This window comes from Corynebacterium sp. KPL3927 (assembly GCF_040225835.1).
Lineage (GTDB): Bacteria > Actinomycetota > Actinomycetes > Mycobacteriales > Mycobacteriaceae > Corynebacterium.
On sequence record NZ_JBEHGD010000014.1, the window covers coordinates 19,492 to 32,863 of the forward strand.

At 62.3% G+C, this 13,372-nt stretch carries 15 protein-coding genes and 1 tRNA gene; 4 read left to right on the top strand and 12 right to left on the bottom strand.

Going from position 1 to position 13,372, the window contains the following annotated elements; genetic code table 11:
- Genes pflA through pflB form a run of 3 tightly spaced genes read right to left on the bottom strand, consistent with a single transcriptional unit; the run spans window position 1 to window position 3,235 of the window.
- Complete coding sequence (pflA, locus tag ABRP86_RS07800; RefSeq protein WP_005277788.1) at window positions 1-870, bottom strand: pyruvate formate-lyase-activating protein; 870 nt, start codon at window positions 868-870, stop codon at window positions 1-3.
- Between the two features lie 2 nt (window positions 871-872).
- Window positions 873-1,124 carry an autonomous glycyl radical cofactor GrcA2 gene (gene grcA2, locus ABRP86_RS07805; RefSeq protein WP_255716700.1) on the bottom strand — a complete coding sequence of 84 codons (252 nt, stop codon included), beginning with the start codon at window positions 1,122-1,124 and terminating at the stop codon, window positions 873-875.
- 23 nt (window positions 1,125-1,147) lie between these two features.
- Entirely contained in the window at window positions 1,148-3,235 is a 2,088-nt protein-coding gene (gene pflB, locus ABRP86_RS07810) for a formate C-acetyltransferase (protein ID WP_349863576.1), read from the bottom strand.
- A gap of 310 nt (window positions 3,236-3,545) precedes the next feature.
- On the opposite strand from pflB, the gene ABRP86_RS07815 reads away from it, so the two are divergent.
- Window positions 3,546-5,453, top strand: a complete 1,908-nt coding sequence (locus ABRP86_RS07815; protein WP_349863579.1) for a solute carrier family 23 protein — start codon at window positions 3,546-3,548, stop codon at window positions 5,451-5,453.
- Between the two features lie 52 nt (window positions 5,454-5,505).
- Here the strand turns inward: ABRP86_RS07815 and ABRP86_RS07820 are convergent.
- Window positions 5,506-5,587, bottom strand: a tRNA-Leu gene (locus ABRP86_RS07820).
- Window positions 5,588-5,683: 96 nt separating this feature from the next.
- Here ABRP86_RS07820 and ABRP86_RS07825 point away from each other — a divergent pair.
- Together ABRP86_RS07825 and ABRP86_RS07830 are read left to right on the top strand one after the other, a co-directional pair.
- Window positions 5,684-6,184 (top strand): hypothetical protein, encoded by a 501-nt coding sequence (locus ABRP86_RS07825; protein ID WP_349863581.1) that lies wholly within the window; start codon window positions 5,684-5,686, stop codon window positions 6,182-6,184.
- A 3-nt stretch (window positions 6,185-6,187) separates the two neighbouring features.
- Window positions 6,188-6,538 carry a DUF3817 domain-containing protein gene (locus tag ABRP86_RS07830; protein ID WP_023023696.1) on the top strand — a complete coding sequence of 117 codons (351 nt, stop codon included), beginning with the start codon at window positions 6,188-6,190 and terminating at the stop codon, window positions 6,536-6,538.
- On the opposite strand, the gene rdgB is transcribed toward ABRP86_RS07830, so the two are convergent.
- The 8 genes from rdgB to clpS all read right to left on the bottom strand — a co-directional run bounded on the left by rdgB (window position 6,539) and on the right by clpS (window position 11,920).
- Window positions 6,539-7,141 (bottom strand): RdgB/HAM1 family non-canonical purine NTP pyrophosphatase, encoded by a 603-nt coding sequence (gene rdgB / locus ABRP86_RS07835; RefSeq protein WP_284869607.1) that lies wholly within the window; start codon window positions 7,139-7,141, stop codon window positions 6,539-6,541.
- Entirely contained in the window at window positions 7,135-7,863 is a 729-nt protein-coding gene (rph, locus tag ABRP86_RS07840; RefSeq protein ID WP_005277773.1) for a ribonuclease PH, read from the bottom strand. Before rph ends, rdgB begins: the two co-directional genes overlap by 7 nt.
- Before the next feature lie 15 nt (window positions 7,864-7,878).
- A complete protein-coding gene (locus ABRP86_RS07845; protein WP_349863585.1) occupies window positions 7,879-8,640 on the bottom strand; it encodes an MBL fold metallo-hydrolase in 762 nt (253 codons plus the stop codon).
- Window positions 8,641-8,713: 73 nt separating this feature from the next.
- On the bottom strand, window positions 8,714-9,493 hold the full coding sequence (gene murI / locus ABRP86_RS07850; protein WP_349863587.1) for a glutamate racemase: 780 nt from the start codon (window positions 9,491-9,493) through the stop codon (window positions 8,714-8,716).
- Window positions 9,493-10,125, bottom strand: a complete 633-nt coding sequence (locus ABRP86_RS07855; RefSeq protein ID WP_239269902.1) for a rhomboid family intramembrane serine protease — start codon at window positions 10,123-10,125, stop codon at window positions 9,493-9,495. Before ABRP86_RS07855 ends, murI begins: the two co-directional genes overlap by 1 nt.
- A gap of 13 nt (window positions 10,126-10,138) precedes the next feature.
- The gene (locus ABRP86_RS07860) at window positions 10,139-11,053 is read right to left on the bottom strand and encodes a P1 family peptidase (RefSeq protein ID WP_239269903.1); all 915 of its coding nucleotides are present in this window, start codon (window positions 11,051-11,053) and stop codon (window positions 10,139-10,141) included.
- Complete coding sequence (locus tag ABRP86_RS07865) at window positions 11,053-11,589, bottom strand: DUF2017 domain-containing protein (protein WP_023029180.1); 537 nt, start codon at window positions 11,587-11,589, stop codon at window positions 11,053-11,055. Before ABRP86_RS07865 ends, ABRP86_RS07860 begins: the two co-directional genes overlap by 1 nt.
- A 4-nt stretch (window positions 11,590-11,593) precedes the next feature.
- Complete coding sequence (clpS, locus tag ABRP86_RS07870; RefSeq protein ID WP_005277757.1) at window positions 11,594-11,920, bottom strand: ATP-dependent Clp protease adapter ClpS; 327 nt, start codon at window positions 11,918-11,920, stop codon at window positions 11,594-11,596.
- 117 nt (window positions 11,921-12,037) lie between these two features.
- Between clpS and ABRP86_RS07875 the strand changes: the two genes are divergently transcribed.
- Window positions 12,038-13,366: a nicotinate phosphoribosyltransferase gene (locus ABRP86_RS07875; RefSeq protein ID WP_284869618.1), complete on the top strand. Its 1,329-nt coding sequence runs from the start codon at window positions 12,038-12,040 to the stop codon at window positions 13,364-13,366.
- Window positions 13,367-13,372: the final 6 nt, after the last annotated feature.

Here is a 13,372-nt window from a genome sequence, read left to right on the forward strand (position 1 = left end):
TTAGTAAACCTCCAGGCCCTTCGCGCGGAACACGTCGCGGACTTTTTCCACGTCTTCCGGCTTCGGCGGCTTGGTATCTGCCAAGTGGTAGGTCATATCGAGCCCCTCCCACTTGTCCTTACCCATATTGTGGAAGGGCAGGACCTCGACGCGTTCTACATTGGACTTCCACCGCGCCACGATGGAGGCGACGTTTTCTACGTTCTCGGCCGAATCCGTCAGGCCCGGCACGACGACGAAGCGAATCCACACCGGCTTGCCTATCGCGTTGAGGCGGTCACCAAAATCGAGCGTGGGCTGCAGCTGGCGCCTCGTTACGCGCTGATAAGTTTCCTCATCGCCCGACTTCACGTCCAGCAGCACGAGGTCGATATTGTCTAGGTCTTCATCGCGCAAGCGCGAGCCCAAGAACCCAGAGGTATCGATGGTGGTGTGGATGCCGGCGTCGTGGACTTCCTTGAGCACACGCCGGGTAAACGCAATTTGGAAGAGGGGCTCACCACCGGAGATGGTCAGGCCGCCACCGGAAGCTTGGAAGATGGGCTTATAGCGCTTGATGCGTTTGACCACATCGTCGACCCGCTCCAAGGTGCCGGTCTTCATCTCCATGGTGTCCGGGTTATGGCAATACTGGCAGCGCAGGGGGCAGCCGGACATGAACATGGTCATGCGGGTGCCCGGGCCGTCGACGGCGGTTACCAGCTCCCAAGAGTGCACGAGGGCGATATCGCCGGTGCGGCGCGCCTCCATGAGCTCGGGGCGGGTAATCTCATCGAGTTCGTGGTCGGTTCCCAGGCCCGCGGCAACACCGCGAACGCGCTCGCCGGATTCCGGCGACAGGGTGACCACACCAGTAATGCCATCAGCCATGATTATGAACCCTGGTGGAAGGTGCGGGAGATGACGTCAAGCTGCTGCTCCTTGGTGAGCTTGACGAAGTTGACCGCATAGCCAGAGACGCGAACGGTGAGGTTCGGGTATTTCTCTGGGTGCTCGACGGCATCTTCCAGCGTGGACTTGTCCAGCACGTTGATGTTGGCGTGGTACAGGCCAGAGTTCATCTTGTGCTCGTCGCGGCTGGCCTTCATGTCTGAAAGGCGTTCTGCAAAGGTTGGGGTTGCCATGATGGTTCTCCTTGTCGTGATTCTTATTGTTCCATGATGAAGCCGGCATCCAGCACGCCCACCAGGTTGGTGATGCGCTCTTCTGGGGTGCGGCCCAATCCGGTCGGGGTGATGGTATTGGTCAGCGAGATGCCGTCCAGGGCATCCTTGTAATCCAGCTTGCCCACCGACAGCATGGAGGCGACCATGCCGTGGTTATCCGCGCCGTTTTCGGGGTTAGCACCCGGGGAGAAGGGGGTGCCGGCCTTGTGGCCCGACGGGAAGGATCCTGTTGCCTTGCCGTAGACCACGTTGGAGGTAATGGTCAGCACGGACTGGGTGGGGATGGCATTGCGGTACATCGGGATGGCCTTAATTTTCTCCATCACGGTGTGCACGATGGTGGCGGCGATGTCATCGGCGCGGTCGTCGTCGTTGCCGTAGAACGGGAATTCGCCTTCGGTGATGTAATCCGTAATCAGGCCGGTCTCATCCCGGACCGGGGTGACCTTGGCGTATTTGATGGCAGAAAGCGAATCGGCGACGATGGAAAGCCCCGCGATGCCGCAGCCCATGGAGCGGATGATATTGGAATCATGCAGCGCCATTTCCACGGCCTCGTAAGCGTACTTATCGTGCGAGTAGTGGATGATGTTTAGCGCCTCGACGTAAGTGCCAACCACCCAGTCCAGCATCTCCTCGTACTTTTGCCAGACCTCGTCGAAGTCCAACGGGCCATCGCCTTGAATCGGCTCGTAGCCTTCAACGACTTGCTTGCCGGAGACCTCATCCCGGCCGCCGTTCATGGCGTAGAGCAGGGCCTTGGCGGCATTGACGCGGGCGCCGAAGAACTGCATCTGCTTGCCCACTTCCATCGGGGACACGCAGCAGGCAATCGCAGCGTCATCGCCCCACTCGTCGCGAATCTGGCGATCAGACTCGTACTGGATGGAGGAGGTTTCAATGGAGATGTGCGCGCAGAATTCCTTGTAGCCTGCGGGCAGCTCCGGATCCCAGAAAATGGTGATATTCGGCTCCGGTGATGGCCCCAGGTTGATCAGGGTCTGCAGGAGGCGGAAGGAGGTCTTGGTGACCATGTGGCGGCCGTCGCTGCCGAAGCCGGCATCGGGCCAGGTGGCCCAGTACGGATCGCCGGAGAAAATCTGGTCATAGTCGATGGTGCGCAGGAAGCGGACGATGCGCAGCTTCAGCACGAGCGCGTCGATGATTTCCTGTGCCTGTTCCTCGGTGATGATGCCAGCGGCCAAATCGCGCTCGAAGTAGCAGTCGAAGAATGCGGACAGGCGGCCGATGGACATGGCGGCGCCGTCCTGGGACTTGATGGAGGCGAGGTAGCCAAAATAGGTCCACTGCACGGCCTCGTGGGCGGTGCGCGCCGGCTCGGAGATATCGAAGCCGTAGGACTCGGCCATCGCCTTGAGCTTCTTCAGGGCCTTGATCTGCTCGGAGTGCTCCTCGCGGTAGCGGGCCCAGTGCTCGGAAAAGCCGGCATCGGCAATGGCATCGCGGGCCTTCATCTTTTCCTGGATGAGATAGTCCACGCCGTACAGCGCCACGCGGCGGTAATCGCCGATGATGCGGCCGCGGCCATAGGCATCGGGCAGGCCGGTGATGATGTGTGATGAACGGGCGGCGCGGATGCGCGGGGTGTAGATATCGAAGACCGCATCGTTGTGGGTCTTGCGGTAGCGGGTGAAGATCTTCTCCACCTCGGGATCTACCTCTTTGCCCGCCTCGCCGATGGCCTGCTTCACCATGCGCCAGCCGCCGAACGGCATCATGGCGCGCTTGAGCGGCGTATCGGTTTGCAGGCCGACGATGACGTCATCGTCTTCTGAGATATAACCGGCCGGGAAGGCATCGATATCGGTCGGGGTGTGCGTATCGACATCGTAAATGCGCTTTTCGCGCTCGACTGACAGGTAGTCCTTTTCCAGGGTGTCCCACACGCGCAGCGTCTTATCGGTGGGGCCAGCAAGGAAGCTGGAATCGCCGTTATAAGGCGTGTAGTTGCGCTGGATGAAATCGCGGACGTTGATGCCCTCGGTCCAAGGGCCGGGAGCAAAACCTTCCCACCCTTGATACTGCTGGGGCTTAGTTGCGGTAGTCATAATTCCCTTCTTCTGGGTCAAATTTCCCGGGGCACATGCCGCCTTTTCATCCCGCAGCATCAAGCCCCGTCACTTCTTCATTGTCGGCTCGATTCGCGAAATTAACAACCGTAAACATTGCCGTGAGCACCAGTTATAAACCGGTCATCATGCTTTGCTGGTAGCCCGATTCATATAAACCACCCGTACGTTTTTGTTCGGGGGCAATCCAGCCCCGATCGTGGCTTTGCTCACGTACGCTTTGGCGCCGACCTGCGTGTACCTCTACTGTTAAGGCGGTCAGCTTCGCTTCCGTAACAAGGAGAACTTCGTGGCGTCCCAGCCCAAGCACCCCGTAGACATCGTTCCCCCCGCGCCGAAACTCGCCGCCCTTGGGCTGCAGCACGTCCTCGCGTTTTATGCCGGGGCGGTCATCGTCCCGCTGCTCATCGCCAGCTCGTTAAACCTGGACGCGGAAACTACCATCCACCTCATCAATGCCGACCTTTTAACCTGCGGTATTGCGACGATCATTCAGTCGGTGGGCATCGGCAAGCATATTGGCGTGCGCCTGCCCATCGTGCAGGGCGTGACCACGACGGCGGTATCGCCCATCATCGCGATTGGCCTGGGCGCTACCGATGGCGAGGGCGGGGTGGCATCGCTGCCCACGATTTACGGCGCCATCATCGTCGCGGGCCTTTTTACCTTCTTCGCCGCGCCGGTCTTTGGCAAGGTGCTGCGCTTCTTCCCGCCGGTGGTTACCGGTTCGGTGCTGCTGGTGATGGGCACCTCGCTGCTGGCGGTATCGGCCAATGACTTTGTCAATTATGCCGAGGGCGTGCCGGCCACGCGCGATTTGCTCTATGGCTTTGGCACGCTGGCGGTCATCATTATGGTGCAGCGTTTTTCCTCCGGCTTCGTGGGCACGTTGGCGGTGCTCATCGGCTTGGTCCTGGGCACGGGCGTGGCGCTCGCGCTTGGCGATGCCTCCTTTAGCGAAGTCTCCTCCTCCCCCGCCCTCGGCATTACGACGCCGTTTTATTTCGGCATGCCGCAATTCGACCTCGTGGCGATTTTCTCGCTGATTATCGTCATGATCATCACGATGGTGGAAACGACCGGCGATGTGTTTGCCACCGGTGAAATCGTCAAAAAGCGCATCCGCCGCGATGACGTGGTGCGCGCCATCCGCGCCGATGGTGTCTCCACCCTGGTAGGCGGCGTGATGAATTCCTTCCCCTATACCTGCTTTGCGCAAAACGTTGGCTTGGTGCGCTTGACCAACGTGAAATCGCGCTGGGTGGCCGTGGCTGCCGCGGGGTTCATGATCGTGCTGGGCCTTTTGCCAAAGGCCGGCGCGGTGGTTGCCGCGATTCCGTCGCCGGTGCTCGGCGGCGCATCTCTCGCGCTTTTTGCCAACGTGGCGTGGGTGGGCCTGCAGACCATTGCAAAGTCGGATCTCAGCGATGGCCGCAACTCCGTCATCGTCACCTCCGCGCTGGGCCTGGCCATGCTGGTGACCTTCAAGCCGGAGGTTGCCACTGCCTTCCCGGAGTGGGCGCAGACCTTCGTTTCTTCTGGCATGTCCATCGGGGCGATTACCGCAATCGTGCTCAACTTGTTGTTCTTCCACACCGGCAGCGCGAGCGCGCAGGTCTCGCGCGCCGATGGCAAAGGCGTGAGCCTGAACGAGCTGAACGAGGCCTCGCGCGAGGAGTTCACCGCCGCGCTGCGCCCGCTCTTTAATAATGAGACCTGGCCGCTGGAGCTGGCCTGGCAGTCCCGGCCGTTTAGCGATGTCAATGAGCTGCGCGCCGCCATCCAGGTCGCCGTGCTGACCGCGGATGCTGAACGCCGCGATGCGCTCATCCACGACTACCCCGCGATGGACGAGCTGCTTTTGGCCTCGGCCGATGAGGCGGCGAATATTTCCGCTGACCGCGGCTCGCTGGGACTCAGCGAGCTCGACGACGTGCAAACCGAGCGCATTACCGAGCTGTCCGCCGCCTACCGCGAGCGCTTTGGCATGCCATTTGTCGCATACCTCGATACCAATGACACGGTAGAGCGTGTGATCGATGCCGGCGTGCGGCGCCTCGCCAATTCCGATGCGCAGGAATACCGCATTGCGCTGAGCGAAATCGTTGAGATCGCCAATGACCGCTTCGATATCCTGCTTGCCGATGCCAACCCCGTCCGCTCCTCCTGGGACCGCAAGTTCACCGAGGTGGACTAAGATCCGCAAAGGCACCGCAGTTCTTCAAGCAAGTACTGCGGTGCCTTTCTTGTGCGCCCGGTGAGACTTGAACTCACACGTCATAAGACACTAGAACCTAAATCTAGCGCGTCTGCCAATTCCGCCACGGGCGCGAGCAACGTTGAATAGTGTACACGGCGCGCTGATAAACAAGAAACCAGGGGCATTCCGTATTGCGGCGGTGGATAGGTAGGCTGGGTGAGGTGAGTATGCACGAGGATCAGAAGAAACGGCGCGTGAAGGTGCGGTGGTGGCACATCGCCCTCGTCATATTTTTCGTGGTGCTTTTCCTCTTCCTCGCCTATTGGCAGTGGACGCGCTTCCGCTCCGGCTCGGGCACCTTCCAAAACTTGGGCTATGCCTTTCAGTGGCCGCTTTTTGCGGTATTCGTGGTCTATGCTTATCGCACCACGCTGCGCTATGAAAATGAGCGCCTCGCCGCAGAGAACGAAGTCCGCGAGATGGATTCGCTGCAGGCCTCAGGAAACGCCTCTGGAAATGTCGGCGAAACCGCCGACGGAATATCTGGCTCGGCCGATGGTTCTGAGGAGAGGGACTCGGCGGAGAAAACCGCCATCGATGAGGATTTCTTGCCGCAGCGCCCGCAGCTGAATGTGGAAGAGTTTAATGCGTTGAATCAGCCTCGGCGCCGCCGCGGTTCCCCCGCAGAGGGACGCGACGAAGGCCCAACAGATAAAAGGAGAAAGTAAATCATGACAAACCAGGTACACCCAGACCGCAAGGCGCGCATCCGCGGCCCGCTGAAGTTCTTTTCCATCGCGGCCACGGTGACCGGTATCTTCCTGATCATCCTGGTCATCCGCATGTTCTTCCAGTATGTCTTAGGCGCGGAGATTCCGGAATGGGCGACCTATATCGCCATCGTGCACGGCATCGCGTACATGACCTACCTGCTCTCCATCCTGATTCTGGGCCCGCGCGCGCTGTGGCCAGCGAGCAAGCTGATTACCACCGCGCTCGCCGGCGTGGTGCCCTTCCTGTCCTTCTGGATGGAGCACAAGCGCCGCAAGGAAATCGAGGAGCAATTCCAGCTCAACGCATAATTAGCCAGCCAGCTCCGCGATAAGCGGGACCAGCTGGGAAAGGGCGCGGCCGCGGTGCGAGACCGCGTTCTTATCCGCAGCCGACATTTCCGCCGCAGAACGCGACTCGCCTTCTGGTTGAAAGAGTGGATCGTAGCCAAAACCATTAGCGCCGCGCGGCTCGCGCAGCAGCTTGCCTTCCCAGCGGCCCTCGGCCACGCGCTCGGTGCCTTCGGGGGTCACCAGAGCGCACACGGAAACGAAGGCGGCGGCGCGCCGTTTGTCTGGAACATCCGCCATCTGCGCCAAGACCAGGTCATTATTGGCCTGGTCATTGCCATGTTCGCCGGACCAGCGGGCCGAGAGTACGCCTGGCATGCCGTTGAGCTCCTCGATGGCCAGCCCGGAATCATCCGCGATGGTCACTAGGCCCGTGGCGGCAGCCCCGGCGCGGGCCTTGATGAGCGCGTTATCGGCGAAGGTGCGGCCGTCTTCGACGGGCTCTGGGTAGGGTTCGACCTCGGAAAGCAGGCGCAGTTCAACTCCCTCGATGCCGGCCTCGGATAGGATGCGATCGAGCTCGGCCAGCTTCTTCGGATTGCCGGAGGCGACGAGGATTACCATCCCAGCGCCGCTTTCTGCGCCGCGATAAGCTCGCTGCAGCCCTTCTGGGCCACATCCAGCATGCCGTTGAGCTGCTCGCGGCCAAAGAGGCCGTGCTCGCCGGTGCCCTGGATTTCAACGAAGTCGCCGGATTCTTGCATCACCACGTTAAGGTCCACCTCGGCGCGGGAATCTTCCTCATAGGGCAGGTCGAGGCAGATTTCGCCGTCGATGATGCCCACGGAGACCGCAGCGATGGGATCGAGCAGCGGCTCGCCGGGGACGACGCCTTCGGACTTGAGGTGCGCGATGGCATCGGCAAGCGCAACGTAGGCGCCCGTGATGGAGGCGGTGCGGGTGCCGCCATCGGCCTGCAGCACATCGCAATCGAGCTGGATGGTGTTCTCACCCAGCTCCTCCAGGTCCACGGCGGCGCGCAGGGAGCGGCCGACTAGGCGGGAAATCTCGTGGGTACGGCCCTTGACCTTGCCGCGCATGGACTCGCGTGGCATGCGGTCGTGGGTGGCGGACGGCAGCATGGCGTACTCGGCGGTCAGCCAGCCCTCGCCGGAATCGCGCTTGAAACGCGGCACCCCGAGTTCGACGGAGGCGGTGCACATCACGCGGGTATTGCCAAATTCCACCAAGACGGATCCGGCCGGGTTGGTGGTGAAATTGCGGGTAATGCGGACGCTGCGCATTTGGTCGAGCGCGCGCCCATCGGCACGAGTAAATTCAGTCATGCCCTCCAGCGTAACTTAGAACTGCATGCCCGCAGTACCCAGCACGATCTCGCCGTCGAATTCCTCCCGCGCCGCCGCCACGGTGGCCTTAGCATCGCCCCAGGGCTGGATGTGGATCAACACCAGCGTGCCAACGCCCGCTTCCCGCGCCGCGCGCCCCGCTTCCGAGCCCGACATGTGCATGCCGGGTGCCATGCCCTCGGAGGAAGCACCCCAGGTGGCCTCGCAGAGGAAGAGATCGGCGCCCCGGGCGGCATCGACAAGCGCAGGCGTATAAGACGTATCGCCGGAATAGGTAATGGTCTGGCCGGTCTTGGCGTGCTCGATGCGCAGCGCATAGGCCTCTACCGGGTGGTTGACGGGGAAGGGGGTGATAAAGACGTCATCGACAAGCTGGTGCTCCCCCGCCACCCACGGGCTAAACGCCAAGGTATCGGACATATCGTCGATCCCATTTACCTCGTCGGAGGACAGGCGGCCCAAGTGCGTCGGCGTGGCAGACGGGCCGAAGCAGAAGTTGCGCGAGGCTGCCGGGGCGGTGGGATGGAAGCGGCGCCACACCATGAGGGAGGGAAAATCCGCGCAGTGATCCGCGTGCAGGTGGCTAAAGGCTACGTGGGCATCGCACGGATCCTGCAGTTGAGCTAGCTGGCCCAGCGTGCCCGAGCCCATATCCAGGATGATGGACGGTGCATTGTCGAAGGACACGACATAGCCGGAGGCAGGATTGTCTGCGGTGGGTACGCTACCGGAGCAGCCTAGGATGGTCAGCTTCATGGAACCAATAGTTCCATGAATCCGGACCGAATGCTGGTACCGCGCGCAAAAAGGGGGAGGAATTTCGGCTGTCTTAGCCGATCTGCGGGCCCAAAAAGCGCGTGGCCAGCTGGGCGAAGACCTCTGGATCGCCGGTGGATTCGAAGGAATGGACCGGCTGGTTGCCCTCGGGGGCGAGCATGTCCGTTTCCGTAAGAAGGCGCATGACGTCCTTCGTGGTCTCCTCTGAGGAGGCCACCAGGGACACGTTTTCGCCCATGGCGAGCTGGATGATACCGGTAAGCAGCGGGTAGTGCGTGCATCCCAGCACCAAGGTGTCCACGCCCTGGGCCTGCAGGGGCGCAAGGTACCCCTCGGCGACGCCGAGGATTTGGCGGCCTGCCGTAATCCCGCGCTCGACAAAGGGCACGAAGTCCGGGCAGGCGGCGGCTACCGCCTCAACATTGGGGTTGAGCGCGAAAAGGTCCTGGTACGCGCCGGATTTGATGGTGCCCTCAGTGCCGATAACGCCAATCTTGCCATTGCGCGTGGTGGACATGGCGCGGCGCACGGCCGGGTGGATGACCTCCACGATGGGGATATCGTAGCGCTCGCGGGCATCGTGCAGGAAGGCTGCGGTGGCGGTATTGCAGGCGATGACCAGCATCTTGCAACCGCGTTCTACCAGCTTATCGGCAATATCCTGGGAAAAGGCCCGCACCTGCGAGATGGGCCGCGGCCCGTAGGGGCCGTGGGCGGTATCGCCCATATATATAACGGATTCTTGCGGTAGCTGCTCCATCACCGCGCGGGCCACGGTCAGCCCGCCGACGCCCGAGTCAAAGATGCCGATGGGAGACGATGCGTTAGGCATTATTTCCTCCCTGCCTTTGCCGGATCATCGGAGGTGATGAACATGCCGGCCAGTACGCCGCCCAGGGCGCCGAAGAGGTGGCCTTGCCAGCTAATACCCTCGGCGACGGGCAGCACGCCCCAAATCAGTCCGGAATAGGAAAAGCCCAGGATAATGCCCAAAATGATCTGCAGCAGGGAGCGATTGAAGACGCCGCGCACCACGAGGTAGGCCAGCCAACCATAGACCAGCCCGGACGCGCCGATATGCGAGGTACCGGCCCCGCCCAAGAACCACGTTCCAAGGCCCGCTACCACGGTGGTGATCAAGGTGACCTCCCACCACACCCTGCGCCCGGACAAGCCAATGAGGAAGCAAAACAGGGCACCCGGCAACGAGTTGGACATCAAGTGCTCCAGGCTGCCGTGCAAGAGCGGCGCCGTGATAATGCCCCACAGGCCATCCACGTCGAGCGGGCGGATGCCGTAATTGGACAGCCCGCCGCCGAAGACGACGGCGTTGATGAGGTGGACCGACCACTCCACTGCGAGGAACCCCAGGGCCAAGGATAGGCCGGTGCTGATGCGGCCACGGCCGCGGTTGTTCGTGCTGGTCGACGCCAGCTGATTACGTGAAGTTCCACCCATAGTCATAATGGGCAATATCTTAGCCGAGCAAGTCGCGATACGCGCGAAGCCCCAGGCCAGGGCGTGCGGCGGTGACCGCGGTGACGATGGCCTCCTCCACCACGTCGGCTGCCGCAGCGCACAGCTGGATCTTGTCCACCTCGGCGGGTTCCTGCGCCGTCGACAAGGCGAAAATGGTATCTCCGTCCAGCGGCGAATGCGCGGGCCGAACGGCGCGCGCAATCCCGTCGTGGGCCGTCATGGCGAGGCGTTGGGCTTGGGCGGTGGTAACGGGGGCATCGGTAAGCACCGCGCCAATCGTCGTATTCAGCTTCGCGGCAGCGTGCGGCAGGTCGCGGTAGGCGTCCGCGTTGACCGGCGTGCGGCCCGGCGCGCCGTAGAGGCGGCCGGAGTGCGGGTCGATGACCTCGCCCACGGGATTGGCCACCATCGCGGCGCTGACCTCGTAGTTTCCCACCTTGCGGGTGGCCAGGCCGAAGCCGCCGCGCAGCTTGCCCGCCGTAGCGCCCACGCCCGCGCCGACCGTGCCCACCGTGTCGTCGTGGCCGGCCATTGCCGCCCGCAGCGCCGCCGCGCCATCCTCCGGCCCAGGGCGAGAAGGGCCCGCCAGCAGATCGAAAATCACCGCCGCCGGCACAATGGGCACGCGCGGGCCGGGCTTGTCCTCGCCAAAGACGGGGAAACCCACCCCGTGCGCTTCCAATTCGCGCATGACGCCATCCGCGGCGGCCAAGCCAAAGGCGGACCCACCCGCAAGCACGATCGCATGGACGCGCTCGACGGTATTGTGCGGCTGCAACAGATCGGTCTCGCGCGTACCGGGCCCGCCGCCGCGCACATCCACGCTGGCTAGCGCGCCCTTCGGGCCGCAGTAGAGCACGGTGGCACCAGTGTCCTCGGCGGAAAAATGGCCAATGCTAATGCCGTCAATCATTAATCCATCAACACTTCCAGCAGGGAATCCTGGCAATAGGCCAGCCATTCCACCAAGGTATCGCGGTCCGTCATGAGGTTTTCGTCGGTCGCGTCCCCAGCCGCGACGTATAAGCGCAGATCATTGAGCCCCGCCACGAAGGCTTGGGCTTCCTGCTCCGAAATGGAGACCTCTACCCCGCCGGTGGGGCCCAGCGCATTGCCGATGACCTGCAGGTTCTGCAGCTTCGCCCGCGCGATGTCGTTTTCGTGCAGCGAGCGCAAGAGGGAGGCGTCGCCGTCGTATTCCTCATCGCCGGGCTTTTGGAAGTCCGGGAACAGCCGCGCCAGGGAGGGATCCTCGGGGGCCTCGGTATGGCCGGTGGGCATGTCCAGCATTTCCGCGAGCTCATCCTTCGGCGCGGACTGGGCGCGGCCGATGATCGCCTCAGAGACGGTGGCGGTGAGGTTGCCGATGACTTCGCGCTCCATGGGCTCGAATACCGCCGTGATTTTGGACCCGCGCATGAGCGATTTCTTCTTTTTCCACGGTTGCATCTATCTACCCTGCCTGTTGCATTGTCGCCCACAGACCCGCGATCTGGAGCTTTTTAACGTCCGCCTCAACCTTGTCCTTCTCGCCGCTGGACACGGCGGCCTTGCCTTCCGTGTGGACCTGCATCATCAGCTCGTTGGCCCGCTTTTTGTCGTAGCCCAAAACGGTTTGGAATACGTAGGACACGTAGCTCATCAAGTTGACGGGATCGTCCCAGACGATGCACATCCACGGCAGGTTCTCGCTCGCGGCCACATCAACTTCGATTCCTTCATCCAAGTCGGGCGTGGCCATGGGAGAGCTCATACGGACTTCGGGGTGTTGCGGCTTCATGCCTTATAGCCTAATCATTTTTCGCTGGCATTTCGGGCATTGGGTCTCCCCGCAGCTCACCAGGGTGGTGGCCCGGGTATGCTGAAAGCTTCTTAACCTGTGAGTAGTATCAGGCTCATGAATGACATAGCACGCCCTATCGATCGCTCCACCGCCTTGCTCACGGATAAATACGAGCTCACCATGCTGCAAGCCGCGCTTCGCGATGGCACCGCCCACCGCAACGTGACCTGCGAGGTCTTTTCCCGCCGCCTGCCCAATGAGCGTCGCTACGGCGTCGTCGCCGGCACCGACCGCGTGCTGCGCGCGGTGGAAGATTTCCGCTTCTCCCCCGAGCAGCTGGAACAGATGGATTTCCTGGATGAAGATACCCGCCAGTACCTGCGTGACTGGCGCTTTTCCGGGCAAATCGACGGCTACCGCGAAGGCGAGCTGTATTTTCCCAACTCACCCATTTTGACGGTGCGCGGCACCTTTGGTGAGTGCGTGGTGCTAGAAACCATCGTGCTTTCTATCCTCAACGCCGATTCCGCCGTCGCCTCTGCCGCATCCCGCATGGTCACCGCCGCCGATGGCCGCCCCATTTTGGAGATGGGCAGCCGCCGCACCCACGAGTACGCGGCCGTAACCGCCGCCCGCGCTGCTTACCTCGCCGGCTTTACCGCCACCTCCAACCTGGAGGCAGGCTTCCGCTACGGCATCCCGGTATCTGGTACCGCCGCCCACGCCTGGACCTTGGCGCATACGAACCCGGATGGCACGAGCAATGAGGAGGCGGCCTTCCGCGCGCAGATCGATACTCTGGGCATCGATACCACCCTGCTGGTGGATACGTATGACATCACCAAGGGCGTCGAGACCGCGGTCAAGGTCGGTGGTCCGGAGCTTGGCGGGGTGCGCATCGATTCCGGTGACCTGGGTGCGGTGACCCGCCGCGTGCGCAAGCAGCTCGATGAGCTGGGCAATCACAATACCAATATCGTTGTCTCGTCCGATTTGGACGAGTTTGCCATTGCGGGTCTGCGCGGCGATCCCGTCGATGTCTACGGCGTGGGCACCTCCGTGGTCACCGGATCCGGTGCCCCGACCGCGGGCATGGTCTACAAGGTCGTCGAGGTCGACGGGGTCCCGGTGGCCAAGCGCTCGTCGTCCAAGCAATCAGTGGGCGGGGCCAAGCGCGCGCTGCGCACCTACCGGTCTTCCGGCGTGGCGGTAGAAGAGGTCGTGTACCCCTTCGCCGCGCAGGCGCCGGATACGGGCCAGCTCACCACCCGCGAGTTGACCATCCCCTTGATGCGCGATGGGCACATCGTGGAGGATCTGCCCGATTTGGAGGCCTCTCGCACCTACTTGGACGAGGCCCGCAAGACCCTGCCGTGGGAGGGCCTGGCGCTTTCGCGCGATGACGCCGCCGTGCCCACGCGAATGGTGGGCTTTAAGGACTAGGTCGCT